We start from the raw sequence: 26,091 nt of genomic DNA, 5'->3' as shown, positions 1-26,091 counted from the left end.
CCCTGATCGCGGCGACCACCGAGAACCCGTACTTCTCGGTGATCTCGCCACTGCTGTCGCGCTCGCTGCTGCTCACCCTGGAGTCGCTCACCGACGACGAAGTCCGCGCGCTGCTGCGCCGAGCGGTGGCCGACGAGCGCGGCCTGGAGGGTGCGCTGGAGCTGACCGAGGAGGCCGAGGACCACCTCGTGCGGCTGGCCGGCGGGGACGCCCGGCGGGCGCTCACGACGCTGGAGGCGGCGGCCGGGGCGGCGCTGGACAAGGGCGAGCCGAGCATCACGCTGGCCACCACCGAGACGGCCGTCAACCAGGCGGCGGTGCGCTACGACAAGGACGGCGACCAGCACTACGACGTGGCGAGCGCGCTGATCAAGTCGATCCGCGGCAGCGACGTGGACGCCACGCTGCACTACCTGGCCCGGATGATCGAGGCGGGGGAGGACCCGCGCTTCATCGCCCGGCGGCTGATGATCTCGGCCAGCGAGGACGTCGGCCTGGCGGACCCGACGGCGCTGGCGACGGCCGTCGCGGCGGCCCAGGCGGTGGCGCTGATCGGCTTCCCGGAGGCGCGGATCATCCTGTCCCAGGCGGCGATCGCGCTGGCCCTGGCGCCCAAGTCGAACGCGGCCTACCTGGCGATCGACGCGGCGCTGGCGGACGTCCGGCAGGGCCTCGCGGGCGCGGTGCCGCCGCACCTGCGGGACGCGCACTACGGCGGCGCGGGCAAGCTCGGCCACGGCCAGGGCTACCAGTACCCGCACGACCTGCCGGAGGGCATCGCGGCCCAGCAGTACGCGCCGGACGCGGTGCACGGCAAGGACTACTACCAGCCGACCCGGCGCGGCGGCGAGGCCCGCTACGCGGACGTCGTGGAGTGGACGAGGGGCCGGCTCAGGGGCGAGTGAACGGTATGCACGCGCCCCGGTATACTCGATCGGAGTGCCACGTCCCGGGACGGCGGCGGGGGAGACCCCACCGACCGGCCACACCAGCGGGACGCCGGCCGTAGGCCCCTTCCGAGGGGTCCGCACCAGGAGCGTCGCGCACCGTCTCGGTGTCGCGGGCGGCCCAGTCCACTGGATCGTCCGTGCGACAAGCACATCCGTGCCCGGCTCCGGAGAGCGGCTGATCCCACCGCGCAGGCGGCGGGGTTTTCTCCGGGTCGCGACTTGCGACCTCCGTCAACACCTGGTGAAGCCGTATTCGAAAGCAAGGAAGGTTTGGTTCATGGCGAACCAGAAGCGCCCCAAGGTCAAGATCGCGCGTGCGCTCGGCGTGCCGCTGACCCCGAAGTCCGTCAAGTACTTCGAGGCCCGCCCGTACCCGCCCGGCCAGCACGGCCGTGGTCGCAAGCAGAACTCGGACTACAAGGTCCGTCTGCTCGAGAAGCAGCGTCTGCGCGCCCAGTACGACCTGAGCGAGAAGCAGATGGCGCGCGCGTTCGACCGCGCGAAGAAGGCCGAGGGCAAGACCGGTGAGGCGCTCGTCGCCGACCTGGAGACCCGTCTGGACTCCCTGGTCCTGCGTTCGGGCATCGCCCGCACCATCTACCAGGCCCGCCAGATGGTCGTCCACGGCCACATCGAGGTCAACGGCGGCAAGGTCAACAAGCCGTCGTTCCAGATGAAGCCGGGCTTCGTGGTGACCGTCCGCGAGCGCTCCAAGGAGAAGGTCCCCTTCCAGGTCGCCCGTGAGGGTGGCTACGCGGGTGAGGGCCAGACCCCGAAGTACCTCGAGGTCAACCTGAAGGCCCTGGCCTTCCGCCTGGACCGTGCGCCGCAGCGCAAGGAGGTCCCGGTGATCTGTGACGAGCAGCTGGTCGTCGAGTACTACTCGCGCTGACCCGCGGCTGGTCCTGCACTTCGCGGAACCACAGCGAGCCCCCACCGCCCCTCGGGGTGGTGGGGGCTCGCCCCTTTTTCGGCGCCCGTCCGGAACCGGTGCCCGGCTCAGGCGCTCTCGCCGGCCATCGCGGCGGCCAGCCGCAGGTGCGGGCGGGCCTCCGCGGCGCGGCCCTGGCGCTCCAGGGTGCGGCCGAGCATCAGCCGGGCGTAGTCCTCGGCCGGGTCGGCCTCCAGGATCCGGATCAACTCGGCCTCGGCGTTGCGGAGTTGGGCGGAGTGGTAGTAGCTGCGGGCGAGCAGCAGGCGGACCGAGAGGTTGGCCGGCTCCTCGGCGAGCACGCCCGCCAGGATGTGGGCGGCCTCGCTGTACGCCTTGGACTCGAAGTGCAGCTTCGCCCGGCGGTACTCGTCGGCGGCGGTGTGGACGGCCACGGTGGCTCCTTCCGGCTTGGTACTTGCCTCCTCAAGCAATCCGCAAGCTTCAGCTATTCCGCACCGGCGCGGGCGCCGGGGCCGGCGGGACGGAGTACGGGCCCGGCCCCGGCCCGGGCCCGCCCGGGGAGCCGCCGGTGCCGAGGGCCCGGGACACCGCCGCGTCGAGGCCGAGCCGGGCGCCCGCCGCGTAGCAGTCCTCGTACTCCTGCTCGGTGAGCCCGGCGCGGGCCCGTTCGGCGCACTGCCGGTGCGGGCCGAAGAAGAACCGCGAGCCGAGGAAGGGCGTGCCGACCGTGCGCCAGATCCGGTGCGCCGCGCCCTGGAGCAGCCGGGCCTCGTGCAGGTCGCCCGGGACGTCCGGTCCTGCGGGCTCGGTCTCCAGCAGGGCCAGCAGGTCGATGCCGAGGACGATGCCCAGCAGGTCGTGGAACAGGTGGTTGAGCCGCACGCTCTCCCGGGCGAGGACCCGGGCCGGGCGGACGTCGCCGTCCATCCAGTGCGAGAAGGCCATCGCGTACAGCACGTACGCGTACGCCCACTGCTCGCCGTGCTCCTCGCACACCTCGCGGGCCTGGCCGAACCACAGCTCGCCGCTCTCCCGGTCGCCCTGGAAGACGTAGGCGAGGCCCAGTTCGAGCATGGCCATCAGGACGTTGCTGTTGAGCTCGCCGATCGTCCGGTAGTGCCACAGCGCCTCCTCGAACAGCTCGGCGGCGCGGTCGGGTTCGTCGCCGATCAGGGCCGCGCAGCCCTGCCGGTGGACGGCGTAGGCGAGCGCGCGGTCGTCGCCGGTGGCCAGGGCCTGGCGGCGGCACTCCTCCAGGGCCGGACGGGCGGCGGGCAGGTCGCCCTGGAGCGTCGCCATGTAGCCGGTCACCCAGAGCGCCTTGGCGCGCGCCTCGGTCGGCTCGCCGGCCAGGGCGAGGGCGCGGTCCAGCCAGTGCCGTCCCTCGCCGAGGTGGCCGCTGCCGACCCAGTAGAACCAGAGCGTGCCGGCCATCAGCAGGGCGAGCTGCTCCTCGCCGGGCTCGGAGAGGCAGAACTCCAGCGCGGCCCGGAGGTTGGTGTGGGCGAGCCCGGTGCGTTCGGCGGTCTCCGCCTGCCGGGGGCCGAACCACTCGACCTCGCCCCAGGTGGCGACCCCCAGGTACCAGTCCCGGTGGCGGCGCAGCAGCCGCTGCTCGTCGCCGGCGGCGCGCAGCCAGGTGCCGCCGTACTCGCGCAGGGTGTCGAGCAGCCGGAAGCGGACGCCGTAGGCGGTGTCCTCGCGCAGGACGACGGACTTGGCGACGAGTTCGGAGAGCAGGTCGAGGACGTCCTCGGCGTCGATGCCCTCGGCGGCGCACACGTACTCGGCGGCCTCCAGGTCGAAGCCGCCGGCGAAGACCGAGAGGCGGGCCCAGAGTAAACGTTCCTGCACCGTGCAGAGCTCGTGACTCCAGCCGATCGTCGTGCGCATCGTCTGGTGCCTGGGCAGGGCCGTTCTCGCACCGCCGGTCAGCAGCCGGAAGCGGTCGTCCAGCCGGGCCGTGATCTGCTCGACGGACAGCGCACGCAGCCGCCCGGCCGCCAGCTCGACGGCGAGCGGGATGCCGTCCAGCCGGCGGCACAGCAGGCCCACCGCCTCGGCGTTCGCCTCCGTCACGGCGAAGGAGGGCAGCACGGCGCGCGCCCGCTCGGCGAACAGCTGCACCGCGTCCGGCAGCGTGCCCGGCCCCGTCCGCCCGTCCGCCAGCGGGCCGACCGGCAGCGGCGCCACGGTGTACAGGTGCTCGCCGCCGGCCCGCAGCGGCGCCCGGCTGGTGGCCAGCACGCGCAGGCCGGGCACCGCCCGCAGGAGGGTGTCCGCCAGCTCCGCGCAGGCCTCCGCCAGGTGCTCGCAGCCGTCCAGGAGGAGCAGCGGCCGGCGGCCGGCCAGCTGCTCGGTCAGCACCTCCAGCGGCGGCCGGGCGGTGCCGTGCGGCAGCCGCAGCGCCTCCAGGACGGCGTGGCCGAGCAGGAGCGGGTCCTGCACGGGGGCGACGTCGACCAGCCAGGTGCCGTCCGGGAACGCGCCCGTCGCCCGCGCCGCCGCGCGCAGCGCCAGCCGGCTCTTGCCGACCCCGCCCGGCCCGGTGACCGTCACCAGCCGGGCGTTCGCCAGCAGCCCGGCCAGCTCGGTCAGCTCCCGCCGACGGCCGACGAAGCCGGTGACCTCGGCCGGCAGCCGACCGGGCTGCGCCGCGCGCCGGCGCGGACCGGCCTCCCGAGGCTGTGCTGTCCAGTCGCCGGCCAAGCGCTGCTCCCCGTGCTCCGGGCCCGGACCGTACCGGCCCGGACGTGCGTCGGGCCGTACGGGCGACGACCCGCCTGGCAGAACGAGGTGACCGGCCGGTAGGTTACGCGGGCGGTTCGCACACCCGACCGGATCACGGGCCCGTCTTCGGACGCCCGTCGTCCGCCCGGAGGGCGGGCGCGGCGCGTCCCCAGGCGACGGCACGCGGGAGGGAGCCTGGATACGGGCCCCCGGGCCCGCTGCGCCACCGCCCACCCGGTCCGGAAACCGGGCGTGGGCGCGATAGGGTTCCGTTTTGGAGAACAGCAAGGCGAACAGCAAGGCGAGGGAGCGCGCAAAGGTGTCCGTGGGAGAGCTGGCCGGGTTGCTCGTCGCCGTGTTCTGGGCGGTCCTGGTCACCCTGCTCGCCGTGGTGCTGGTCCGCCTCTCGCGGGTGCTCAAGGAGGCCACCGTCCTGGTCTCCGCCGTCACCGAGCAGGCCGTGCCGCTGCTGACCGAGGCGGGCGCCGCCGTGCGCAGCGCCAACGAGCAGCTGGAGCGGGTCGACGAGATCACCGCGAACGTCCAGGACGCCGCCGCCAACGCCAACGCGCTCTCCTCCACCGTCGCGGCCACCCTGGGCGGGCCGCTGGTGAAGGTCGCGGCCTTCAGCTACGGCGTCCGCAAGGCGGTCGCCAGGCAGCAGGGCGGCAACCCGTCCGTGCCCGCCCAGCCGGGCGAGCGCGAGGAGCTGGCCCGGCTGATCCGGGCCGAGGTGCGCGCCGCGACCGCCCCGCGCGGCGGCCTGCTGTCCCGGGTCCGGCGCGCGGTGAGGGGCTGACGCCGTGGTGCGACGCATCTTCTGGATGGCGGTCGGCGCCGGCGCCACCGTCTGGGCCATGAACAAGGCCAACGAGGCCGTGCACCGGCTCACCCCGGACAGCCTCTCCGGCACCGCCGCGCGCGGCGCGCTGCACCTGGGCGACCTGGCCAAGCAGTTCGCCCAGGACGTGAAGGCCGGCATGGCCGAGCGCGAGGACCAGCTGCGCGACGACCTCGGACTCCACGGCACCGCCGTCGTCGAGCCCCGGCGCGAGCGCCGGTCCCGCCCGTCGCCCGCCACCACCCTTCCAGGGAAGCGCTCCGCGCTACCCCCCTCAAGCGAACCGCAGTACCGAGCTATCTCGGCGGCGCCCGGCAGTCCGGCCGCCGCCCTGCCTCCGTCCAGCAGTGCCCGCAAGACCCCCAGAGCCATTGAAGAAACGCCCCGCCGCGCCCTGCCGCCGCGGGGTGGCACCCCGAACCGGAAGGACCACTAATGGAGTCGGCTGAGATCCGCCGCCGCTGGCTGCGCTTCTTCGAGGAGCGCGGCCACACCGTCGTTCCGTCGGCGTCCCTGGTCGCCGACGACCCCACCCTGCTGCTGGTCAACGCCGGCATGGTGCCGTTCAAGCCCTACTTCCTGGGCGAGGTCAAGCCGCAGTTCTCGCGCGCCACCAGCGTCCAGAAGTGCGTGCGCACCCTGGACATCGAGGAGGTCGGGAAGACCACCCGGCACGGCTCCTTCTTCCAGATGTGCGGCAACTTCTCCTTCGGCGACTACTTCAAGGAAGGAGCCATCAAGTTCGCGTGGGACCTGCTCACCACCCCCGTCGCGGACGGCGGCTACGGCCTGGAGAAGGAGAAGCTCTGGATCACCGTCTACAAGGACGACGACGAGGCCGAGCAGATCTGGCGTGACGTCATCGGCGTGCCCTCGGAGCGCATCCAGCGCCTGGGCATGAAGGACAACTTCTGGTCGATGGGCGTCCCCGGCCCGTGCGGCCCGTGCTCGGAGATCAACTACGACCGCGGCCCCGCGTACGGCGAGGAGGGCGGCCCGGCGGTCAACGGCGAGCGCTACCTGGAGATCTGGAACCTGGTCTTCATGCAGTACGAGCGCGGCCACGGCGACGGCAAGGACGGCTTCGAGATCCTCGGCGACCTGCCGAGCAAGAACATCGACACCGGCCTCGGCCTGGAGCGCCTCGCCGCCATCCTGCAGGACGTCGACAACCTCTTCGAGATCGACACCAGCCGGATGATCCTCGACCGCGCCGCCGAGCTCACCGGCCACACCTACGGCGCCGACCGCAAGTCGGACGTGTCGCTGCGCGTGGTCACCGACCACATCCGCACCGGCCTGATGCTGGTCGGCGACGGCGTCACCCCCGGCAACGAGGGCCGCGGCTACGTGCTGCGCCGCATCCTGCGCCGCGCCATCCGCAACATGCGCCTGCTGGGTGCCACCGGTCCGGTCGCCAAGGACCTGATCGACATCGCGATCAAGGCGATGGCCCCGCAGTACCCGGAGCTGGAGGCCGACCGCAAGCGCATCGAGACGGTCGTCGTCGGCGAGGAGTCGGCGTTCCTGCAGACCCTGAAGGCCGGCACCAGCCTGCTGGACGCCGCGGTCACCGAGACCAAGCAGGCCGGCGGCGCCGTCCTCTCCGGCGGCCAGGCCTTCAAGCTGCACGACACCTACGGCTTCCCGATCGACCTGACCCTGGAGATGGCCGAGGAGCAGGGCCTCCAGGTCGACGAGGCCGGCTTCCGCCGCCTGATGCAGGAGCAGCGGGACCGCGCCAAGGCGGACGCCAAGGCCAAGAAGATGGGCCACGCCGACGTCGCCGCGTACCGCGAGGTCGCCGACAAGTCCGGCGCGAGCCTGTTCACCGGCTACACCCTCACCGAGGGCGAGGCCACCGTGGTCGGCCTGCTGGTGGACGGCGTCCCGTCGCCGGCCGCCTCCGAGGGCGACGAGGTCGAGATCATCCTCGACCGCACCCCGTTCTACGCCGAGGGCGGCGGCCAGCTCGCCGACCACGGCCGGATCCGGCTGGAGTCCGGCGCGGTCGTCGAGATCCGCGACGTGCAGCAGCCCGTCCCGGGCGTGATCGTCCACTCCGGCGGGGTGCTGTTCGGCGAGGTCGTGCTCGGCGCGTCCGCGTACGCCACGATCGACACCGACCGCCGCCGCGCGATCGCCCGCGCCCACTCGGCCACCCACCTGACCCACCAGGCGCTGCGCGACGCGCTCGGCCCGACGGCCGCCCAGGCCGGCTCCGAGAACGCCCCGGGCCGCTTCCGCTTCGACTTCGGCTCGCCGGCCGCCGTGCCGGGCAGCGTGCTGACCGACGTCGAGCAGAAGATCAACGACGTGCTGACCCGCGAGCTGGAGGTCACCGCCGAGGTCATGACGATGGACCAGGCCCGCAAGGCCGGCGCCATCGCGATGTTCGGCGAGAAGTACGGCGACGAGGTCCGGGTCGTCACCATCGGCGACTTCTCCAAGGAGCTGTGCGGTGGCACCCACGTCGGCAACACCGCCCAGCTGGGCCTGGTGAAGCTGCTCGGCGAGTCCTCGATCGGCTCCGGCGTGCGCCGCGTCGAGGCGCTGGTCGGCGTCGACGCGTACAAGTTCCTGGCCCGCGAGCACACCGTGGTCTCCCAGCTCACCGAGCTGGTCAAGGGCCGCCCGGAGGAGCTGCCGGAGAAGATCTCGGGCATGCTCACCAAGCTCAAGGACGCCGAGAAGGAGATCGAGCGCTTCCGCGCCGAGAAGGTGCTGGCCGCCGCGGCGGGCCTGGCCGACTCGGCCGAGGACGTGCACGGCATCTCCGTGGTGGCCGCCCGGGTCGCCGACGGGGTCGGCGCGGACGAGCTGCGCAAGCTGGTCCTGGACGTGCGCGGCCGCCTCGGCTCGCGCCCGGCCGTGGTCGCCGCCTTCACCGTGGCGAACGACCGCCCGCTGACCGTGATCGCCACCAACGAGGACGCCCGCGGCCGCGGCATCAAGGCCGGCGAGCTCGTCCGCGTCGCCGCCAAGACCCTCGGCGGCGGCGGTGGCGGCAAGGACGACGTCGCCCAGGGCGGCGGGTCCAACCCGGCCGCGGTCGGCGAGGCCATCGCCGCGGTGCGCGGCCTGGTCGCGGAGCGCGCCTCCTGATGGAGTTCGAGGAGAGGCCCTTCAGGCGTGGGCGGCGGATCGCCGTCGACGTCGGTGACGCCCGGATCGGGGTCGCGTCCTGCGACCCCGACGGGGTGCTCGCCACCCCGGTGGAGACCGTCCCGGCCGGCGTGAAGTCGCAGGCCAGGATCGCCGCGATCGTCGACGAGTACGGCGCGATCGAGGTGGTCGTCGGGCTGCCGCGCTCGCTCAGCGGCAAGGAGGGCCCGGCGGCGGAGAAGGTCCGCGCGTACGCGGCGCGGCTGGCCAACCGGGTCTACCCGGTGCCGGTCCGGCTGGTCGACGAGCGGATGTCCACCGTCACCGCGACCCACGGGCTGCGGGCCTCCGGCGTCAAGGCGAAGAAGGGCCGCTCGGTGGTCGACCAGGCCGCCGCGGTGGTGATCCTCCAGTCCGCCCTTGAGTCCGAACGGGTGAGCGGACGCCCACCCGGTGAGAGCGTCGAGGCGGCGGGCTGACCGGCCTGCTCTAACGTCCCGGAAAGGGGTCCGTGCGGACGCGTCCGCCCGGACCCCTCTCGTTTCTTCCGGGACCGACGAGGGGGCGCGCGCCATGACCGACCAGGACTTCCACCCGGGTCTCACGCCCGGCCATCTCGGTGCGCCGGTGCTGGAACCGGAGGGCCGTCCGCCGGGCGCGCCCCGTCCGCGCCCCGATGCACCGGATCCCCACCGATGGCGTAACGGACTGGCCTGCGGGCTCACCGCGCTCGCCCTGGTCGCCGTCTTCGGCGGGGCCGGGCTCGCCGGGTGGACCTGGGTGCAGGGCCAGCGCAAGCCGCCGGCCGCCGCCGACTACGCGGGGCAGGGCGCCGGGGACGTCCAGGTCTCGGTGCCGGAGGGCGCGGGCCTGTCGCAGATCGCGTCGGCGCTGGTGCGCAACGGCGTCGTCGCCAGCTCGCTGGCCTTCACCCGGGCGGCCAAGGGCAGCGCGGCGGCGGCGGGGCGGATCCAGCCGGGCACGTACACGCTGAAGCAGAAGATGTCGGCCGCGGCGGCGCTGGCGATCCTGATCGACCCGGCCAACGCCAACGGCCTCACCATTCCCGAGGGCTGGCGCGGCTACCAGATCTTCACGGCGATCGACAAGAAGCTGAACCTCCCGGCCGGCACCACCCAGCGCACCGCGCAGGAGCAGGGCGCCGAGCTGGGCCTGCCGGACTTCGCCAACGGCAGCCCGGAGGGCTACCTCTTCCCCGCGACGTACAGCGTCACGGACGGGACCACCGCCGTCGACCTGCTGAAGCAGATGGTCGACCGGGCCGGCAAGGAGTACTCCCGGGACGACGCCAACGTTGTCGCCCAGACCCTCGGCCAGAGCCTGTACGGCCTGGTCACGGTGGCGAGCATGGTCCAGGGCGAGGCCGACAACTCCGAGGACATGAGCAAGGTCGCGCGGGTGATCTACAACCGGCTGGCCAGGAACATGCCGCTCCAGCTCGACTCGACGATCAACTACGCGCTCGGCCGCTCCACCCTGAACACCACGGTGACCGACACCCGGCTGGACTCGCCCTACAACACCTACCTGCACGCCGGGCTGCCGCCGTCGCCGATCTCCAACCCCGGGCGCCAGGCCGTCATGGCCGCGCTGGACCCGGCACCGGGCGACTGGCTGTACTTCGTCACCGTGAAGCCGGGCGACACCCGCTTCACCGACAGCTTCGACGTCCAGCAGCGCAACGTGGCGGACTTCAACGCCTACCGGGCGGCGCAGTCGAGCGCCTCGGCCGCGGCCTCCGGCACGCCCTCCCCGGCGACGGCCTCCCAGCCGGGCGGAGCCCCGGCAGGTCAGGGCGGGCACTGACGGAGGTTTCGCCTTTACGGCGGTATGTCTGCGGTACGGTAACGTCTCCTCCCAGGCGTTGCGCTAGCACGCCGGTTCGAGAATCAGCCGGGACGCCGTCCCGCGCGGCCGGTCCGATCCGCCGGTCGTCTCCGTCGGGTAAGGGGATCAATGACCGATCTGGGTCGGGGCTACGGCCCCCAGGGCGCCGAGCCGTGGCACCCCGGTGATCCCGCCTACGGCGGACAGCAGGACGGCCAGTGGCAGCAGACGGCCCAGCAGCACATGGGCCAGCAGGGCTACCCGCAGCAGGAGCAGTACCAGCAGCAGATGGCCCAGCAGGGCATGGGTCAGCAGGGCATGGGCCAGCAGGGTTTCCAGGACCCGCAGGGCTTCCAGCAGCAGGGGTACGGCCAGGGCTACCCGGGCGGCCAGGAGCAGTACCAGCAGCAGGGCCAGTACCCCCAGCAGGGGCAGTACCAGCAGCAGATGGGTCAGCAGGGCTTCCCGCAGCAGGGTGTCCCGCAACAGGGGCAGTATCCGCAGCAGCAGGGGCAGTATCCCCAGCAGGGCCAGCACCCCCAGCAGGGGCAGTACCAGCAGCAGATGCCGCAGGCCCCGATGCAGCAGGCCCCGGTGCAGCAGCAGACGCCCCCGCAGCAGATGCGGCCCCAGGCTCCGCAGCGGGCGGCGCAGCCCGTACCGCAGCAGGCCGAGCCCGTCTCCGGGCCCGGGCCGGACGGGATCGACTGGGAGGCCGAGGCCGCCGCGCTGGAGGCCGGTGCCGCTCCGGCGGCGGGGCACGAGCCCGCCGGGGAGGAGTGGGACGACCACTTCGAGGAGGGCCACTCCGACGACGGCCACCACGGGGACGGCGCGTACCCCGAGGAGGACGGCGAGATCGGGCAGGCCGGCTTCCTCGGCGAGGAGGACGTCTCCCGGGAGGCGCAGAAGAAGCGCAAGGAGAAGGGCAAGAAGTCGGGCCGCCGCAACAGCGGCGCCTGCCTGGTGGTGGCGCTGGTGCTGGTCGGCGCCATGGCCGGGGCCGGCTGGTGGGGCTACGGCTTCTACAAGGACCACTTCGGTCCGCCGCCGGACTTCACGGGCGACGGCACCGGCTCCGTCCAGGTGGAGGTCAAGCCCGGCGCGGTGGGTGCGCAGGTCGGCCTCGTGCTGAAGAACGCCGGCGTGGTCAAGAGCGTCGACGCGTACAGCAAGGCCTGTGACGCCGAGCCGAAGTGCACGACCGTGCAGCCGGGCTTCTACACGCTGAAGAAGGAGATGCCGGCCGCCGACGCGCTCAAGGAACTCCTCGCGCAGGCGGGCGGCGCGGCGATCGTGTTCCCGGAGGGCAAGAACTCCTCCGAGATCTACACCATGATCGACACCAAGCTGAAGCTGGCGCCGGGCACCACGGCGAACGTGGCCAAGGCCCAGGTCAACACCCTCGGGCTGCCCGCGTACGCGCAGGGCAACGTCGAGGGCTTCCTGTGGCCGACGCGCTACAACATCGCCGACGGCATGAAGCCCGAGGACCTGCTCAAGCAGATGGTGAAGACCGCCACCGACAAGTACGCCAACCTGGACGGCCAGGCCGCCTCGGTGGGGCTGAAGAACGGCTACGAGGTGCTCATCGAGGCGAGCATCCTGCAGCGCGAGGGCAACAACCCGGCGGACTTCGCGAAGATGGCCAAGACCATCCAGAACCGCCTGGCCAACGAGCCCGAGACGCACCACCGCCTCGGCATGGACACCACGCTGCAGTACTCGCTGGGCCGCAAGGACCTCGGCAAGGCGGACATGGACAACGCGTCCAACAAGTACAACACCTACCTCAACCCCGGCCTGCCGCCGACGCCGATCTCCAACCCAGGCGACGACGCGATCAACGCGGTGCTGCACCCGGCGGACGGCAAGTGGCTGTACTTCATCGCGATGTCCCCGACCGAGACCCGCTTCGCCGAGACGGCCAAGGAGCACTACGCCAACGTGAAGGAGTACTGCCAGTCGGCCGGCCAGAACTTCGACGAGGCCCGCGGCCACTGCACCACCAAGTAGCCCGCACCGGTAACCCGCCCACGGAGAAGCTGCGTTGACCACCAAGCACCGGGCCGCCGTCCTCGGCTCGCCGATCGCCCACTCGCTCTCGCCGGACCTGCACCGGGCCGCCTTCGCGGCGCTCGGGCTGGACGGCTGGCGCTACGACCGGTTCGAGCTGGACGAGGCCGCCCTGCCCGGCTTCGTCGCCGGGCTGGACGAGGCCGAGTGGGCGGGCCTGTCGCTGACCATGCCGCTGAAGCGGGCGGTCATCCCGCTGCTCGACGAGGTCAGCGCGACGGCGCGCGCGGTAGACGCGGTGAACACGGTGGTGTTCACCGCCGACGGACGGCGCACCGGCGACAACACCGACGTCCGCGGCCTGGTGAACGCGCTGCGCGAGCGCGGCATCACCGAGGTGCCCGGCGCGGCGGTGCTGGGCGCGGGGGCCACGGCGTCCTCCGCGCTGGCCGCGCTGGCGCAGATCTGCACCGGCGAGGTGACGGTCTACGTGCGCAGTGCCGAGCGGGCCCGGGAGATGGCCGAGCTCGGCGAGCGGCTCGGCGTCGTCGTGCGCACGGCCGACTGGGAGCGCGGTGCCGAGGCGCTGGCGCAGCCGCTCACCGTCTCCACGACGCCGGCCGGCGCCACGGACGGGTTCGCGGCGGCCCTGCCCGCCGAGCCCGGGGCGCTGTTCGACGTGCTGTACCACCCCTGGCCGACGGCGCTGGCGGCCGCGTGCGCCGGACGCGGGGCCACCGTCCTGGGCGGGCTCGACCTGCTCGTGCACCAGGCGGTGCTGCAGAGCGAGGCGTTCACGGGGCGGACGCCCGGCCCGCTCGCGGCGATGCGCGAGGCGGGGGAGAAGGCGCTCGCCGGGCGCTGAGGCGGCGGGTACGAGGCCGCCGCCCGGCTTGTCCCGGCCTGATCCGAAAGACACGCCCTCGTCCCGGTCGGTCCCGTCCGTCCCGCTGGGCGGCCGGTCGCCGTCCGTCACGCGGACCGCGCCCCCGGGTGACCTCGGGACATGAAAGGATTCGGTCAGAAGGCACGCCCGGGGCGGCCCGTGGGCCGGCCCGCTGATGAAGGAGCTCCGTTGGGTACGTTGCGCTGGCTGACGGCGGGGGAGTCGCACGGCCCCGCACTGGTCGCGACGCTGGAGGGCCTGCCCGCTGGTGTACCGGTCACCACCGCCGTGGTGGCCGACGCGCTGGCGCGCCGCCGGCTCGGTTACGGTCGCGGCGCGCGCATGAAGTTCGAGCAGGACGAGGTGACCTTCCTCGGCGGTGTCCGACACGGCCTGACCATGGGCAGCCCGGTGGCGGTCATGGTCGGCAACACGGAGTGGCCGAAGTGGGAGCAGGTCATGTCGGCCGACCCGGTCGACCCCGAGGTGCTGGCGGGGCTGGCCCGCAACGAGGCGCTGACCCGTCCGCGTCCGGGCCACGCCGACCTGGCGGGCATGCAGAAGTACTCGATCGAGGAGGCCCGTCCGATCCTGGAGCGGGCGAGCGCCCGTGAGACGGCGGCCCGGGTCGCGCTGGGCGCCGTCGCCCGCGCGTACCTGAAGGAGACCTGCGGGATCGAGATCGTCAGCCACGTCGTGGAGCTGGCCGCCGCGAAGGCGCCCGCCGGCGTGCTGCCGCTGCCCTCGGACGAGGCCCGGCTGGACGCGGACCCGGTGCGGTGCCTGGACGCGGATGCGTCGAAGGCGATGGTCGCGGAGATCGACCAGGCGCACAAGGACGGCGACACGCTCGGCGGCGTCGTCGAGGTGCTGGCGTACGGGGTGCCGGTGGGCCTGGGCTCGCACGTGCACTGGGACCGGCGGCTGGACGCGCGGCTCGCGGCTGCGCTGATGGGGATCCAGGCGATCAAGGGCGTCGAGGTCGGGGACGGCTTCGAGCTGGCCCGGGTGCCGGGCTCGAAGGCGCACGACGAGATCGTCCCGACCGCCGACGGCGTGAAGCGCACCTCCGGCCGCTCCGGCGGCACGGAGGGCGGGTTGTCGACGGGTGAGCTGTTGCGGGTCCGTGCGGCGATGAAGCCGATCGCGACGGTGCCGCGGGCGTTGCAGACGCTGGACGTGCGTACGGGCGAGCCGGCCAAGGCGCATCACCAGCGTTCCGACGTCTGCGCGGTGCCCGCCGCGGGGATCGTGGCGGAGGCGATGGTGGCGCTGGTGCTGGCCGACGCGGTCAACGAGAAGTTCGGCGGCGACCACGTCTCCGAGACGCGCCGCAACGTGCAGGGCTACCTCGACCACCTGATCATCAAATGAGCAGGCCCGTGGTTGTGCTGGTGGGCCCGCCCGGCAGCGGCAAGTCCACGGTCGGGCGGGCCCTGGCCGAGCGCCTGGGCGTCGGCTTCCGCGACACCGACGCCGACATCGAGGTGCTGGCCGGCAAGCCGATCCCCGAGATCTTCATCGACGAGGGCGAGCCGCATTTCCGCGAGCTGGAGGGCCGCGCGGTGCGCGCGGCCGCCGAGGGCCACGACGGGGTGCTCGCGCTCGGCGGCGGCGCGGTGATGGCCGAGGCCACCCGCGCGCTGCTGCGCGAGCTGCCCGTGGTGTTCCTGGAGGTCCCGCTGGGCGACGCCGTCAAGCGGGTCGGGCTGGACGCCCCGCGGCCGCTGCTGGCCGTCAACCCGCGGGCCCGCTGGCGCGAGCTGATGGACGCCCGCCGCCCCCTCTACCTGGAGGTGGCCACCGCGGTCGTCGACACCGCGGGCCGCACCCCCGAGCAAGTCGCGGACGCCGTACTGGAAGCACTGGAGCTGAAGACCACCCATGACTGACATCGTCAGGATTCACGTCGGCGGCAGCGCCGGCCACGACCCGTACGACGTGCTGATCGGGCACCAGCTGCTCGGCGAGCTGGCGCCGCTGATCGGACCCCGGGCCAAGCGGGTCGCGCTCATCCACCCCGAGGCGCTGGCCGCCACCGCCGACGCCGTCCGCGAGGACCTGGCGGCCGAGGGCTACGAGGCGATCGCGCTCCAGGTGCCCAACGCCGAGGAGGCGAAGAGCGCCGAGGTCGCCGCGTACTGCTGGTCGGTGCTCGGACAGACCGGGTTCACCCGCAGCGACGTCGTCGTCGGCCTCGGCGGCGGCGCCACCACCGACCTGGCCGGCTTCGTCGCCGCGACCTGGCTGCGCGGCGTGCGCTGGGTGTCGATGCCGACCACGCTGCTCGGCATGGTCGACGCGGCCGTCGGCGGCAAGACCGGCATCAACATCGCCGAGGGCAAGAACATGGTCGGCGCCTTCCACCCGCCGGTGGGCGTCCTGGCCGACCTCGGCACGCTGGAGACCGTGCCCAAGCACGACTACGTCTCCGGCCTCGCCGAGGTCATCAAGTGCGGCTTCATCGCGGACCCGGCGATCCTCGACCTGATCGAGGCCGACCCGGAGGGCGCCAAGACGCCGGCCGGACCGCACACCGTCGAGCTGATCCGGCGCGCCATCCAGGTCAAGGCCGACGTGGTCTCCGGCGACCTCAAGGAGTCCGGTCAGCGGGAGATCCTCAACTACGGCCACACCCTCGGCCACGCCATCGAGCGCAACGAGCGCTACAAGTGGCGGCACGGCGCCGCGATCTCCATCGGCATGGTCTACGCCGCCGAACTCGGCCGCCTGGCCGGGCGGCTGGACGACGAGACGGCCGACCGGCACCGCGCCGTGCTGGCCTCCGTCGGCCTGCCGCTGACCTACCGGGCGGACGCCTGGCCGAAGCTGCTGGACGCCATGAAGATCGACAAGAAGTCGCGCGGCGACCTGATCCGCTTCATCGTCCTGGACGGCCTCGGCAAGACCTCCGTCCTGGAGGGCCCCGACCCGTCCCTGCTCGTCGCCGCCTACGCGGAGGTCTCGGCGTGACCAGGGTCATGGTGCTCAACGGCCCCAACCTCGGACGCCTCGGCAGCCGTGAGCCGGACGTCTACGGTGCCACCTCGTACGCCGGGCTGGTCGAGCGCTGCACGGCGCTCGGCGCGGAGTTCGGCTTCGAGGTCGAGGTCCACGAGACCAACTCCGAGCAGCGGATGGTCGAGTGGCTGCACGAGGCGGCCGACGGCAAGGTGCCCGTGGTGATCAACCCGGGCGCGTTCACGCACTACTCGTACGCCATGCGGGACGCGGCCGCGCAGCGCACCGCGCCGCTCATCGAGGTGCACATCTCCAACCCGTACGCGCGCGAGACCTTCCGGCACACCTCGGTCATCGCCGCCGTCGCCTCCGGCACCATCGCCGGGTTCGGGCTCGGCTCGTACGAACTCGCCCTGCGCGCCCTGGCGGAGCAGCTCACCACGCGCTGACGGCCGGTCGGACGGGCCGGGCCGGTGCCGTGCGTTCCGGCCGGCCCGAGGGCGGGCGGCGGCCCGGCGGCGGACTGTGCCCGTCGCCGGGCCGCCGTGTAGTGTCCCCGCTGGGAGAAGTCGGGAGGTGACCGTGACGCAGTACGCCGGGGGCGGGCAGGTGCCCCCTCATCCCGTCGCTCCGCCGGTCCGGCCGGCCGCCGGGGCCGTGACGGCCGTTTCGTCCCCCGGACCGGTGCCGTTCGGCGGGCGCGTCCCGCCACCGATTCCGCCCGCGCCGGTGCCCGCGGCTCCCGCGCCAGCCCCGGCCCCGGCGCCGGCTCCCATGCCCACCGCGCCGATGCCGGCCGGGGCCACCGGGCACTTCGTCCTGCCCTCCGGCGCGCCCGTCCAGCTCCCGGCCCACCCGCCGCAGCGGCACGCGCCCGCCGGGCCGATCGCGGTCCTGCTGATCGGACCCGCCGGCGCCGGCAAGACCACCGTCGCCCGGTACTGGGCCGAGCGGCGGCACACCCCGACCGCGCACATCAGCCTGGACGACGTCCGGGAGTGGGTGCAGTCCGGCTTCGCCAACCCGCAGTCCGGCTGGAACAACGCCTCCGAGGCCCAGTACCGGCTGGCCCGCCGCACCTGCGGCTTCGCCTGCCGCAACTACCTCGCCAACGGCATCTCCTGCATCATCGACGACGCCGTCTTCCCCGACCGCCCGGCCATCGGCCTCGGCGGCTGGAAGCGGCACATCGGCCCCGGCATGCTGCCCGTCGTGCTGCTGCCCAGCCTCGACTCGGTGCTCGGCCGCAACGCCCGGCGCAGCGGCAACCGCCGGCTGGGCGACGAGGAGGTCGCCCGCATCCACGGGCGGATGGCCGGCTGGTACAACTCCGGGCTGCCGATCATCGACAACTCGCACCTGGACGTCGCCGCGACGGCCGCCGAGCTGGACCGGGTGATCCTGGCCCGGCTCACGGGGATGCCGGTCCGCTGAGCCGGCCGGGCCGCCGACCTGCGGGATCGCGGGGATGTCGGGGGCGGCTGCGATGATGGACGGGTCGAGTTGATCCGTCCCAGGGGAGCCGAGCCCGTGCCGGAAGGCCACATCATCCACCGCCTCGCGGCCGAGAACACCACGGCCTTCGGCGGCCGTCCCGTCCGGGTGTCCAGCCCGCAGGGCCGCTTCGCCGACGACGCCAAGCTGATCGACGGGCAGGTCCTGGTCGGGGCGGAGGCCGTCGGCAAGCACCTCTTCCTCGGCTTCGAGGAGGGCGCGTGGGTCCACGTGCACCTCGGCCTCTACGGCGGCTTCGCCTTCGGCGCCGGGCCCGCCCCGGAGCCCGTCGGGCTGATCCGGCTGCGCCTGGAGAACGACGACGCCCACGCCGACCTGCGCGGCCCCAACACCTGCGCGCTGGTCACCGGCGCGGAGAAGGCCGCCGTCGCCGCGCGCCTCGGCCCGGACCCGCTGCGCGCCGACGCCGATCCGGACGCCGCCTGGCGCCGGATATCGGCCAGCCGGACGACGGTCGCGGCCCTGCTGATGGACCAGAAGGTGCTGGCCGGGGTGGGCAACGTCTACCGCGCCGAGGTGCTCTTCCGGCACGGCATCGCCCCGCACCGGGCCGGCCGGGACCTCACCCGGGCCGAGTGGGACGCGATCTGGGCGGACCTCGTCGGGCTGATGCGCGAGGGCGTCGGCGCGGGCCGCATCGACACCGTCCGGCCCGAGCACACCCCCGAGGCGATGGGCCGGCCGCCGCGCGTGGACGACCACGGCGGCGAGGTCTACGTCTACCGCCGCGCCGCGATGCCCTGCCTGGTCTGCGGCACGGACGTGCGGACGGAGTCGCACGCGGCGCGCAACCTGTTCTGGTGCCCGACCTGCCAGGCGGCCTGAGCCGGATTCAGGTGGCGGGGGCCGGCACGCCGTAGGCTGGGCCCGGGCCGGCGGAGGGAGCGGACGGGTGGACGGCTTCGAGGTGTCCAACAGGGTTTCGGGCACGGTGCACGGGAACGTGATCCAGGGCGGAAACGTCACGGTCCACCTGGAGCCGCAGCGCCGGATCCCGCATCAGGTGCGACCGCCCCGCCGGACCTTCGTCAACCGCGAGCGCGAACTCGCCGCTCTCACGGGTGCGCTGGGCCGGGCCGGGCGGGACGGGCCGGCGATCGTCGTCTTCACCGGGCTGGCCGGCGTCGGCAAGACGGAGCTGGTGGCGAAGTTCGCCACCGAACAGGCGGCGCAGTTCCCGGGCGGTGTCCTGTACGCCGACCTCAAGGCCTACCGGCACGGGGCCGCGGTGGACCTCGCCGGGGTGCTGGAGGGTTTCCTGCGGGCCCTCGGGGTCCGTGTGCCGGACGTGGAGGCGGAGCGGTTCGGGGAGTTCCGGACGGCCACCGCCGGGCAGCGCTGTCTGGTCTTCCTCGACAACGTCGAGCACGCCGCCGAGGTCCGCGCTCTGCTGCCGACGAGCGGGCTGCTGGTGGCGGCGGGCCGGCAACGCCTGGACGCGCTGCGGATGGACGGCGCCGAGGTGCTGCGGCTGGAGCGGCTGGACGAGACGGCGGCCGCCGCCCTGGTGCGCGGCTGGCTGAGCGCCGGGCGCGGCACCGACGGTGAGGTCGCGGCCCTGGTGGAGCGGTGCGCGGGGCTGCCGCTCGCCCTCAACGCGGTCGGGAGCCAGCTGCTGGGCCGGAGCCGCCTCTCGGTGGGCCAGGTGGTGGCCGAACTAGCGGACTGGGACAGCAAGTTGGCCATTCTGAACAACGACGAGGGGAACCTCCGCCGGACCTACGACCCGGTCTACGAGCGGCTCTCGGCGCCCGCCCGGGCGCTCTACCACCTGATCGGCGTGCATCCCGGCCCCTTCGTGTCGGCCGAACTGGCCGGGGCGACGGGCGTCGAGGACGCGGACGAGGCCCTGGACGAGCTGTGCGGCGCGCACCTGCTGGACGTCGTGGTCGACGACGGCCCGGAGGAGCGCTTCCAGGCGCACGACGTCGTCCGGACGCACGCCCACGCCCGTGCGCGCGAACTGCCCGGCCGGGCCGAGCTCCTGGCCCGGGTCGTCGCCTACTTCAGGGGCCGGGCGTCGGTGGCGGACCGGGCGATGGGGTCGCGGCTGCGGGTGCAGGAGCCGAGCGGCGACGACCTGCCGGGCTTCGGCTCGTACGCGGCGGCCCTGGAGTGGTTCCAGGCCGAACGGGCCGACCTGCGCGCGGTGGTGGAGGCGGCGGCCGGGCAGGGGTGGCACGGCGAGGTGTGGCGGCTCTGCGAGTCGCTGTGGCCGCTGTACCACGGCCGCAAGCACTACGAGGACCTGATCGCCACCCACCGGCTCGGCGTCGAGTCGGCGCAGTGGGACAACCAGCCCGACGCCGTCGTCCGGATGCGCAACCAGCTCGCCCGCGCCTACTACGAGCGGCGGGAGTTCCCGCTCGCGGCCGAGCAGTTGGCGCTCGCCGCGGAGCAGGTGCCGCTGGTGACCGACCGGCGGCTCGCGGGCGTGCTGTACGAGACGGACGGGCTGCTGTGCCTGGCCGACGGGCGGACGGCGCGGGCGGTGGAGCGGTTCACGCTGGCCCTGGAGGAGAACCAGGGCGACGACCACGGCGAGATCGTGCAGAGCTACAACGTCGCGCAGGCGCTGATCGCGGACGGCCGGGCGGAGGAGGCGCTGGCCGTCCTCGACGAGGCCCGCGCGAGGGCCGTCGACACCGAGGACACCGACATGCTGATGAAGCTCCCGCTGGTGCGCGCCCGCGCCCAGCACGCGCTGGGGCGGCTGGACCTCGCGGTCGCGGACGCCGCCGAGTGCGCGCGGCGGGCGGCCGGGCTGAGCCAGTACGCCAAAGAGGCGCAGGCGCACACGCTGCTCGTCGAGCTCGCGGAGGAGCAGGGGGACGCGGCGCTCGCGGCGCGCAGCCGGGAGCGGCTGCAGGAACTGCAGGCACGCTAGTGCCGTGGCACCAGGACGTCCTCTTACGGCCCGGTGGTGAACGCGACCCGGGTGCGGTGTTCGCCGGTGCGGATGGTGAGTCCGTGCTCGGGGAGGCCGGCCGGGTCGCCGCCGGTGGTGAGCCAGTGCGCCACGGCGGAGCCGAGGAGCAGCGGGTCGAGGCGGGGTTCGGCGCTGCCCCAGGTCCGTTCGGCGCAGGCTTCCAGCAGCAGGCCGGTGCGCAGCCGGACGAGGTGGCGGGCCGGGCCGAGGGCGGCCACCGCGACGGCGAGGCCGGGGAGCGCGGCGGCGGTGTCGGCGAGCCAGCGTCCGGCGGGGAGTTCGGCGCGCGTCTCGGTCCGGGCGAGGACCTCGGCGGTGTAGCGCAGGGCGTCGCCCGGGTGTTCGTCGGTGAGGGCGTGGAAGCCGCGCGGAGTGTGGTCGCCGGGGTCGAAGGGGTAGCGCCGCAGGCTGACCTCGGTGCCCTCGCTCGCGGCCTCGACGTCGTAGGCCGTCGGGCCTTCGGGGGTGCCGGGGCGGGGGACCGGCTTGGGGTAGGGCGGCAGGAGCGGTTCGTCGTCCGGTTCGTCCAGTCCGTCCAGGAAGGAGTAGAGCAGTGGGCGCAGCACCTCGGCGGAGCGGCCGCGGCGGGCGAGGGAGCGGTCGGTGATCGGGCGCAGGGCGGCCGGGTCCTGCTTCTGCAGGGCCTGTTCGAGCTGGGCGGCGAGGTCGCCGTCCGGGTCGAGCGCGGGGGCGGCCTGGCCGAAGGCGTGGCTGGGGGAGTGCGGGTCGAGTTCGGCGGCGCCGGTGGCGACGAGCAGGGTGGGGCGTTCCAGGGCGGCGCCGTAGACGGACACCGAGCCGTGGTCGCCGATCAGGCAGTCGGCGGCGACGAGGGCGGCCTGCCAGCCCTGGTGGGGCGGGACGAGGCGCAGGCCCATCCGCCGGGCGTCGTCGAGCAGGGCCTCGGGGTCGTGCCGGTTCCAGATGTTGGGGTGGAGGACGACGGCGACCGCGTACTCGTCGGCGGGGAGCCGGCGGACGAGGCGCCGGGGCAGGTCGGGGCGGCGGCCGAATAACGAGTGCTCGCTCCAGGTGGAGTTGACGACGACGAGCCGCCGGCCGTCGACGGCGCCGAGGGCGGCCCGGTAGGAGTCGCGCAGGCGCAGGCTGCGGAGCATGCGGTCGAAGCACGGGTCGCCGACGACCTGGGCGACGTCCAGCGCCTCGGGGCAGGAGACCCGCAGCCGGTCGAGCTGTTCCGGGTGGGAGAGGCCGAGGACGTCGACGAAGACCCGGCCGTGGTGGGTAAGTTCGTTGCGGGAGAGGCCGGCTGCGCTGACGGTGTCGCCGGTGGACTCGGTCACCAGGCGGTTGTAGCCGGCGCCGTGCGGGAGGACGACGAGCCGGGCGTCGAGGCGGTGCATCGAGGAGTGGACGGCGCAGGCGACGGCCAGGTCGAAGCGGTGCCGGACGGCCTCCTCCCAGTCCAGCAGGGTGATGCCGGGCAGGCCGCGCAGGTAGTCGTCGAGGCCGTCGGCGAAGGCGGAGCCGGGGTTGACGGTGGCGTAGCGCTCGATGCCGTCGCGGTTCAGGAGGGTGAGGACGTCGAGGACCCGGGTGGCGGAGGTGAGGGTGCGGGCGACCGCCAGCACGCGCGCCCTGACCGGCCGGGTGTTCCAGCGGTCGGCGGGCCAGGCGTGGGGGTGGGTCGGCACGCCATGATCGTACTCATCGGGTCGGCTCCCCGCGGTGATTCAGGCCCGGGAGGTCAGCCCGCCGCGGCGGCGGGCTCCTCGTGGTCGGCCGCGGCGCACTCGTCGAGGAGGGGGCGCATGCTCTCGTCGACGAGCCGGTAGCGCACGACGCGTCCGTCCTTGTCCCCGGTGACCACGCCGGCCGTCCGCAGCAGCCGCAGGGCCTGCGAGACGGCCGGGTCGCGCATGCCGGTGGCGACGGCGAGGTCGGTGACGGCGAGCGGTCCGGCGCGGTGCAGGGCGAGCAGGATCGCGAGCCGCCCGGGGTCGGCGAGCAGGGAGAACCGCTCGGACCACGAGCGGACGTGCGCGGCGTCGCCGATCGCGGCGATGGCCTCGCAGACCCGGTGTCCGTCGATGGTGCGGTGGCCCGCGCGGTCGGCCGGTACGAGATGCATGCGGACATTCTGGCAGCTCACGACCTGTGATCCTGGACACCTGCGTAGGTGCGCAGCCTTGCAAGGGTCGGCCCGGGACCCCTACGGTGTTCCCCGCCGTGGTGCTCGGGAAGACCGGTGACGGACCCTCAGGGGTCCCATTCCGGAGCGGCCCTCGCCACTGTGATCGGGGGAGTCCGCCCGTACCCAGACGCCACTGGGCGCTTCGCGCGCCTGGGAAGGCGGGTACGGGAGCCCCGTCAGCCAGGAGACCGGCCACGGCATCTCACGAACGTCTTTCCACGAGGTGCTGGAGCGTGATCCGAAGATGACCCTGCCCGAAACCGCCGCCCCCGAGGCCGCGCCCGCCGTGCTGCCCACCTTCCGGTGGAGGAGAGAGGACACCGTCCGCACCGCCGGGCTGATGGGGGTGATCCTGGCCATGCACGTCGTGGCGTTCGGGACCCTCGTCTTCCTGGTGGCGCCGCACAACTACGCCGTCGGCACCCAGGTCTTCGGGGTGGGCCTCGGCATCACGGCGTACACGCTCGGCATGCGGCACGCGTTCGACGCCGACCACATCGCGGTGATCGACAACACCACCCGCAAGCTGATGGCCGACGGCAAGCGGCCGGTCTCGGTGGGCTTCTGGTTCGCCCTCGGGCACTCGTCGATGGTGGTCGTCATGGCCGCCCTGGTCGCGGGCGGCGCGCAGCTGGCGAACACGCTGATGGACGACGAGTCGACCACCCACCAGTGGCTCGGCATGGTCGGCACGACGGCCTCCGGCGCGTTCCTCTACCTGATCGGCGCGCTCAACCTGGCGGCGCTGCTCGGCATCCTGAAGGTGTTCCGGGCGATGCGCGCCGGGCAGTACGACGAGGCCGAGCTGGAGCAGCACCTGAACTCGCGCGGCTTCATGGCCCGGGTGCTGAACCGGGCGACCCGCTCGATCACCCGGCCCGGCCAGATGTTCCCGGTGGGCATGGTGCTCGGCCTCGGCTTCGACACCGCGACCGAGGTGACCCTGATGGTGATGGCCGGTTCGGGCGCGGCCGCCGGGCTGCCCTGGTACGCGATCGTCTGCCTGCCGCTGCTGTTCGCGGCGGGGATGAGCCTGTTCGACACGCTGGACGGGACGTTCATGAACTTCGCGTACCAGTGGGCGTTCTCCAACCCGGTGCGCAAGGTGTACTACAACCTGACGATCACCGGTCTGTCGATCGCGGTGGCGTTCATCATCGGCACGATCGAGCTGGTCGGCGTGCTGCACGAGAAGCTGGACCTGACCGATCCGGTCACCGGCTGGATCGCGGACATCTCGCTCGACAACGTCGGCTACGCGATCGCCGGGCTGTTCGTCGTCGTCTGGGCCGCGGCGATCGCGTACTGGAAGCTGGCCGGGGTCGAGAAGCGCTGGGGCGCCGAACGCTCCTGAGCACGCCTGCCGCACGCCTGCCGCACGCCTGCCGCGACGGCGCCTCCCCACGGTGGGGAGGCGCCGTCGCGCGCGTTCCGGGCCGGCTGCGCCGGGTCAGCTGTGCCGGTCGCCGTAGCGCTGGCGGAAACGCTCGACGCGGCCCGCGGTGTCGAGCACGCGGGACTGGCCGGTGTAGAAGGGGTGGCTCGCCGAGGAGATCTCGACGTCGATGACGGGGTAGGTGTTGCCGTCCTCCCACTCGACCGTGCGGTCGCTGGTGACCGTCGAGCGGGTGAGGAAGGAGAGGCCGCCGACCTTGTCGCGGAAGACGACGGGCCGGTAGGCGGGGTGGATTCCGGGCTTCATGGGGGGTGCCTCCTCGGCGGGGGATCAGCGCTCTTCGTTCGACGTTCTTCGTTCCGGCGCTCTTCGGTCAGCGCTCTTCGCGGAAGTCGACGTGCTCGCGCGCGACCGGGTCGTACTTGCGCAGCACCATCCGGTCCGGGTCGTTCCGGCGGTTCTTGCGGGTCACGTACGTGTAGCCGGTGCCGGCGGTGGAGCGGAGCTTGATGACGGGGCGCAGTTCGCTGCGGGCCATGAGGTCCTCCGGAGGGGTCGGGTGGTGCGGCGCTTCGGGGCCGGGTTGGAACCGTACACCGAAATGGATGTCATTTTCATCTGGTGTAACGTGACCTCCGTCCCGCCCATTCCCGGACCGTTTTGGGAGCCCCCATGTCCGCCCACTGCCAGCTCACCGGCCGCCGGCCGGGCTTCGGCAACGCGATCTCGCACTCGCACCGCCGCACCCCGCGGCGCTTCGACCCCAACATCCAGCGCAAGCGCTACTGGCTGCCGGGCGAGGGCCGGTACGTCCGGCTCACGCTCAGCGCCAAGGGGATCCGCACGATCGACGCGATCGGGGTCGAGGCCGCCGTCGCCCGGATCCGGGCCCGGGGGGAGAAGGTCTGATGGCGAAGCAGAGCAAGATCGCCAAGAACGAACGGCGGCGCGAGACCGTCGCCCGCTACGCGGGGCGCCGCGCCGAGCTCAAGCGGATCATCGCCCAGCCCGGCACCGCCCCCGCCGAGCGCGCCGCCGCCCAGGCCGAACTCGCCCGCCAGCCGCGCGACGCCAGCGCCACCCGGATCCGCAACCGCGACGCCGTCGACGGCCGCCCGCGCGGTTACGTCGGCGCCTTCGGCCTCTCCCGGATCAATCTGCGCACCCTCGCCCACGCGGGCCACCTGCCCGGCGTCCGCAAGGCCGGCTGGTGAGCGGCGCGGACGGGACCAGGCTGCCCGTCGTGGTCGTCGCCGGGCTGCACGCCGACCACCGCCGCAGTGCCGTCGAGGAGTTGGCGCGCGGCGCGGTCGACGCCGTGGTCCTCCACCACGACCTGCGGGACGCCTCCCGGGGCGTCGTCCACCGCCGACTGCGCGACGCGGGCGGCGAGTTCGACCCGGCCGACGTACCGCTGCTCAACGACTGCCCGTGCTGCGCCCTGCGGTAGGACCTGCTGCCCCTCGTCCCGGCGGCCCAGCGCAGCCGCGGCCGCTTCTGGCTGGCCAACCGGCCCGACCATGGGCCCCTCCTGCCCGCTGGCAGGCAAGGAGGGAGCTCGCGTGGGACGCGGCCGGGGCGAACCTCGCGGTGGAGGAGTGCGGGCCGTGGCTCTCCGCGCTGCCCGACGCGGCCTGGGACCTCTACCCGCCCGCGCGCCGGGCCGCCGCCGCCCTCGACTGGCACCCGGCCCACGGTGACCGCGTGCAGCAGCTCAGCTTCACGGCCGAGGGCCTGGACACGGACGGGATCACCCACCTCCTCGACTCCTGCCTGCTCACCGACGCCGAACTCGCCGCCGGCGAATCCGGCTGGAAGGCGCTGCCCGACGCCTTCCACGACCTGCTCGACCCCGTCGCCTGAG

At 73.6% G+C, this 26,091-nt stretch carries 25 protein-coding genes, 1 pseudogene and 1 riboswitch; of the genes and pseudogenes, 20 read left to right on the top strand and 6 right to left on the bottom strand.

The window, feature by feature from the left end:
- Both ACFXDE_RS34765 and rpsD read left to right on the top strand, forming a co-directional pair.
- A partial coding sequence (locus tag ACFXDE_RS34765; RefSeq protein WP_380498465.1) for a replication-associated recombination protein A occupies nucleotides 1-905 on the top strand: 905 nt, incomplete at its 5' end.
- A 322-nt stretch (nucleotides 906-1,227) separates the two neighbouring features.
- Nucleotides 1,228-1,842 (top strand): 30S ribosomal protein S4, encoded by a 615-nt coding sequence (gene rpsD / locus ACFXDE_RS34760; protein ID WP_030240707.1) that lies wholly within the window; start codon nucleotides 1,228-1,230, stop codon nucleotides 1,840-1,842.
- 107 nt (nucleotides 1,843-1,949) lie between these two features.
- Here rpsD and ACFXDE_RS34755 read toward each other — a convergent pair whose 3' ends face one another.
- Complete coding sequence (locus tag ACFXDE_RS34755) at nucleotides 1,950-2,276, bottom strand: tetratricopeptide repeat protein (protein WP_380437977.1); 327 nt, start codon at nucleotides 2,274-2,276, stop codon at nucleotides 1,950-1,952.
- 49 nt (nucleotides 2,277-2,325) lie between these two features.
- Nucleotides 2,326-4,554, bottom strand: coding sequence for an ATP-binding protein (locus tag ACFXDE_RS34750; protein WP_380498464.1), 2,229 nt, complete (start codon nucleotides 4,552-4,554; stop codon nucleotides 2,326-2,328).
- Between the two features lie 340 nt (nucleotides 4,555-4,894).
- On the opposite strand from ACFXDE_RS34750, the gene ACFXDE_RS34745 reads away from it, so the two are divergent.
- The 14 genes from ACFXDE_RS34745 (at nucleotide 4,895) to ACFXDE_RS34680 (ending at nucleotide 20,634) form a co-directional block, all read left to right on the top strand.
- Nucleotides 4,895-5,374, top strand: a complete 480-nt coding sequence (locus tag ACFXDE_RS34745; RefSeq protein WP_359973189.1) for a DUF948 domain-containing protein — start codon at nucleotides 4,895-4,897, stop codon at nucleotides 5,372-5,374.
- A gap of 4 nt (nucleotides 5,375-5,378) precedes the next feature.
- Nucleotides 5,379-5,852 (top strand): DUF6167 family protein, encoded by a 474-nt coding sequence (locus tag ACFXDE_RS34740; RefSeq protein WP_380498463.1) that lies wholly within the window; start codon nucleotides 5,379-5,381, stop codon nucleotides 5,850-5,852.
- Nucleotides 5,852-8,521: an alanine--tRNA ligase gene (gene alaS / locus ACFXDE_RS34735; RefSeq protein WP_380498462.1), complete on the top strand. Its 2,670-nt coding sequence runs from the start codon at nucleotides 5,852-5,854 to the stop codon at nucleotides 8,519-8,521. The genes ACFXDE_RS34740 and alaS overlap by 1 nt, the downstream gene beginning before the upstream one ends.
- Nucleotides 8,521-9,000 carry a Holliday junction resolvase RuvX gene (gene ruvX / locus ACFXDE_RS34730; RefSeq protein ID WP_359973184.1) on the top strand — a complete coding sequence of 160 codons (480 nt, stop codon included), beginning with the start codon at nucleotides 8,521-8,523 and terminating at the stop codon, nucleotides 8,998-9,000. The genes alaS and ruvX overlap by 1 nt, the downstream gene beginning before the upstream one ends.
- 94 nt (nucleotides 9,001-9,094) lie before the next feature.
- On the top strand, nucleotides 9,095-10,348 hold the full coding sequence (gene mltG, locus ACFXDE_RS34725; protein ID WP_380498461.1) for an endolytic transglycosylase MltG: 1,254 nt from the start codon (nucleotides 9,095-9,097) through the stop codon (nucleotides 10,346-10,348).
- Nucleotides 10,349-10,498: 150 nt separating this feature from the next.
- On the top strand, nucleotides 10,499-12,385 hold the full coding sequence (mltG, locus tag ACFXDE_RS34720) for an endolytic transglycosylase MltG (protein WP_380498460.1): 1,887 nt from the start codon (nucleotides 10,499-10,501) through the stop codon (nucleotides 12,383-12,385).
- A gap of 34 nt (nucleotides 12,386-12,419) precedes the next feature.
- Nucleotides 12,420-13,250, top strand: a complete 831-nt coding sequence (locus ACFXDE_RS34715; protein WP_380498459.1) for a shikimate dehydrogenase — start codon at nucleotides 12,420-12,422, stop codon at nucleotides 13,248-13,250.
- A 210-nt stretch (nucleotides 13,251-13,460) separates the two neighbouring features.
- Entirely contained in the window at nucleotides 13,461-14,645 is a 1,185-nt protein-coding gene (aroC, locus tag ACFXDE_RS34710; protein ID WP_380498458.1) for a chorismate synthase, read from the top strand.
- Nucleotides 14,642-15,163, top strand: a complete 522-nt coding sequence (locus tag ACFXDE_RS34705) for a shikimate kinase (RefSeq protein WP_380498457.1) — start codon at nucleotides 14,642-14,644, stop codon at nucleotides 15,161-15,163. The genes aroC and ACFXDE_RS34705 overlap by 4 nt, the downstream gene beginning before the upstream one ends.
- Nucleotides 15,156-16,244: a 3-dehydroquinate synthase gene (gene aroB / locus ACFXDE_RS34700; RefSeq protein ID WP_380448936.1), complete on the top strand. Its 1,089-nt coding sequence runs from the start codon at nucleotides 15,156-15,158 to the stop codon at nucleotides 16,242-16,244. The genes ACFXDE_RS34705 and aroB overlap by 8 nt, the downstream gene beginning before the upstream one ends.
- 8 nt (nucleotides 16,245-16,252) lie before the next feature.
- Nucleotides 16,253-16,681 (top strand): type II 3-dehydroquinate dehydratase, encoded by a 429-nt coding sequence (gene aroQ / locus ACFXDE_RS34695; protein WP_380498466.1) that lies wholly within the window; start codon nucleotides 16,253-16,255, stop codon nucleotides 16,679-16,681.
- Nucleotides 16,682-17,006: 325 nt separating this feature from the next.
- Complete coding sequence (locus ACFXDE_RS34690) at nucleotides 17,007-17,666, top strand: AAA family ATPase (RefSeq protein ID WP_380498456.1); 660 nt, start codon at nucleotides 17,007-17,009, stop codon at nucleotides 17,664-17,666.
- A gap of 96 nt (nucleotides 17,667-17,762) precedes the next feature.
- Nucleotides 17,763-18,572, top strand: coding sequence for an Fpg/Nei family DNA glycosylase (locus ACFXDE_RS34685; protein ID WP_380498455.1), 810 nt, complete (start codon nucleotides 17,763-17,765; stop codon nucleotides 18,570-18,572).
- A gap of 67 nt (nucleotides 18,573-18,639) precedes the next feature.
- Nucleotides 18,640-20,634, top strand: a complete 1,995-nt coding sequence (locus ACFXDE_RS34680; RefSeq protein ID WP_380498454.1) for an AAA family ATPase — start codon at nucleotides 18,640-18,642, stop codon at nucleotides 20,632-20,634.
- 23 nt (nucleotides 20,635-20,657) lie between these two features.
- Here the strand turns inward: ACFXDE_RS34680 and ACFXDE_RS34675 are convergent, their stop codons facing one another.
- Both ACFXDE_RS34675 and ACFXDE_RS34670 read right to left on the bottom strand, forming a co-directional pair.
- A complete protein-coding gene (locus tag ACFXDE_RS34675) occupies nucleotides 20,658-22,331 on the bottom strand; it encodes a hypothetical protein (RefSeq protein ID WP_380498453.1) in 1,674 nt (557 codons plus the stop codon).
- Between the two features lie 53 nt (nucleotides 22,332-22,384).
- A complete protein-coding gene (locus ACFXDE_RS34670) occupies nucleotides 22,385-22,768 on the bottom strand; it encodes an ArsR/SmtB family transcription factor (protein ID WP_380446292.1) in 384 nt (127 codons plus the stop codon).
- Nucleotides 22,769-22,850: 82 nt separating this feature from the next.
- Nucleotides 22,851-23,043: riboswitch (cobalamin riboswitch) on the top strand.
- Between the two features lie 32 nt (nucleotides 23,044-23,075).
- Here ACFXDE_RS34670 and ACFXDE_RS34665 point away from each other — a divergent pair.
- Nucleotides 23,076-24,185, top strand: coding sequence for a HoxN/HupN/NixA family nickel/cobalt transporter (locus ACFXDE_RS34665; protein ID WP_380446293.1), 1,110 nt, complete (start codon nucleotides 23,076-23,078; stop codon nucleotides 24,183-24,185).
- Between the two features lie 96 nt (nucleotides 24,186-24,281).
- On the opposite strand, the gene ACFXDE_RS34660 is transcribed toward ACFXDE_RS34665, so the two are convergent.
- Complete coding sequence (locus ACFXDE_RS34660) at nucleotides 24,282-24,533, bottom strand: type B 50S ribosomal protein L31 (RefSeq protein ID WP_380446294.1); 252 nt, start codon at nucleotides 24,531-24,533, stop codon at nucleotides 24,282-24,284.
- Nucleotides 24,534-24,600: 67 nt separating this feature from the next.
- Nucleotides 24,601-24,765: a 50S ribosomal protein L33 gene (rpmG, locus tag ACFXDE_RS34655; protein WP_363648209.1), complete on the bottom strand. Its 165-nt coding sequence runs from the start codon at nucleotides 24,763-24,765 to the stop codon at nucleotides 24,601-24,603.
- A gap of 134 nt (nucleotides 24,766-24,899) precedes the next feature.
- Between rpmG and rpmB the strand changes: the two genes are divergently transcribed.
- From rpmB to ACFXDE_RS34640, 3 genes and pseudogenes are all read left to right on the top strand, one after another.
- On the top strand, nucleotides 24,900-25,136 hold the full coding sequence (gene rpmB / locus ACFXDE_RS34650; RefSeq protein ID WP_380446295.1) for a 50S ribosomal protein L28: 237 nt from the start codon (nucleotides 24,900-24,902) through the stop codon (nucleotides 25,134-25,136).
- On the top strand, nucleotides 25,136-25,441 hold the full coding sequence (rpsN, locus tag ACFXDE_RS34645; protein ID WP_380498452.1) for a 30S ribosomal protein S14: 306 nt from the start codon (nucleotides 25,136-25,138) through the stop codon (nucleotides 25,439-25,441). The genes rpmB and rpsN overlap by 1 nt, the downstream gene beginning before the upstream one ends.
- Nucleotides 25,438-26,090, top strand: a pseudogene (locus ACFXDE_RS34640) (hypothetical protein). Before rpsN ends, ACFXDE_RS34640 begins: the two are co-directional and overlap by 4 nt.
- Nucleotide 26,091: the final 1 nt, after the last annotated feature.

The organism is Kitasatospora sp. NPDC059408 (assembly GCF_042751525.1).
Taxonomy (GTDB): domain Bacteria; phylum Actinomycetota; class Actinomycetes; order Streptomycetales; family Streptomycetaceae; genus Kitasatospora.
The sequence above is the reverse complement of the archived record's forward strand: the minus strand, read 5'-3'. Positions and strand labels throughout refer to the sequence as shown.

What these genes read in the sequence shown, in the direction of transcription:
- rpsD (WP_030240707.1), top strand. Translation starts at nt 1,228, where the DNA reads ATGGCGAACCAGAAGCGCCCCAAGGTCAAGATCGCGCGTGCGCTCGGC.
- aroQ (WP_380498466.1), top strand. Translation starts at nt 16,253, where the DNA reads ATGGTGCTCAACGGCCCCAACCTCGGACGCCTCGGCAGCCGTGAGCCG.
- rpsN (WP_380498452.1), top strand. Translation starts at nt 25,136, where the DNA reads ATGGCGAAGCAGAGCAAGATCGCCAAGAACGAACGGCGGCGCGAGACC.
- ACFXDE_RS34660 (WP_380446294.1), bottom strand. Translation starts at nt 24,533, where the DNA reads ATGAAGCCCGGAATCCACCCCGCCTACCGGCCCGTCGTCTTCCGCGAC.
- ACFXDE_RS34690 (WP_380498456.1), top strand. Translation starts at nt 17,007, where the DNA reads ATGCCCACCGCGCCGATGCCGGCCGGGGCCACCGGGCACTTCGTCCTG.
- mltG (WP_380498461.1), top strand. Translation starts at nt 9,095, where the DNA reads ATGACCGACCAGGACTTCCACCCGGGTCTCACGCCCGGCCATCTCGGT.
- ACFXDE_RS34665 (WP_380446293.1), top strand. Translation starts at nt 23,076, where the DNA reads ATGACCCTGCCCGAAACCGCCGCCCCCGAGGCCGCGCCCGCCGTGCTG.
- ACFXDE_RS34670 (WP_380446292.1), bottom strand. Translation starts at nt 22,768, where the DNA reads ATGCATCTCGTACCGGCCGACCGCGCGGGCCACCGCACCATCGACGGA.
- aroB (WP_380448936.1), top strand. Translation starts at nt 15,156, where the DNA reads ATGACTGACATCGTCAGGATTCACGTCGGCGGCAGCGCCGGCCACGAC.
- alaS (WP_380498462.1), top strand. Translation starts at nt 5,852, where the DNA reads ATGGAGTCGGCTGAGATCCGCCGCCGCTGGCTGCGCTTCTTCGAGGAG.
- ACFXDE_RS34705 (WP_380498457.1), top strand. Translation starts at nt 14,642, where the DNA reads ATGAGCAGGCCCGTGGTTGTGCTGGTGGGCCCGCCCGGCAGCGGCAAG.
- rpmG (WP_363648209.1), bottom strand. Translation starts at nt 24,765, where the DNA reads ATGGCCCGCAGCGAACTGCGCCCCGTCATCAAGCTCCGCTCCACCGCC.
- rpmB (WP_380446295.1), top strand. Translation starts at nt 24,900, where the DNA reads ATGTCCGCCCACTGCCAGCTCACCGGCCGCCGGCCGGGCTTCGGCAAC.
- ruvX (WP_359973184.1), top strand. Translation starts at nt 8,521, where the DNA reads ATGGAGTTCGAGGAGAGGCCCTTCAGGCGTGGGCGGCGGATCGCCGTC.
- mltG (WP_380498460.1), top strand. Translation starts at nt 10,499, where the DNA reads ATGACCGATCTGGGTCGGGGCTACGGCCCCCAGGGCGCCGAGCCGTGG.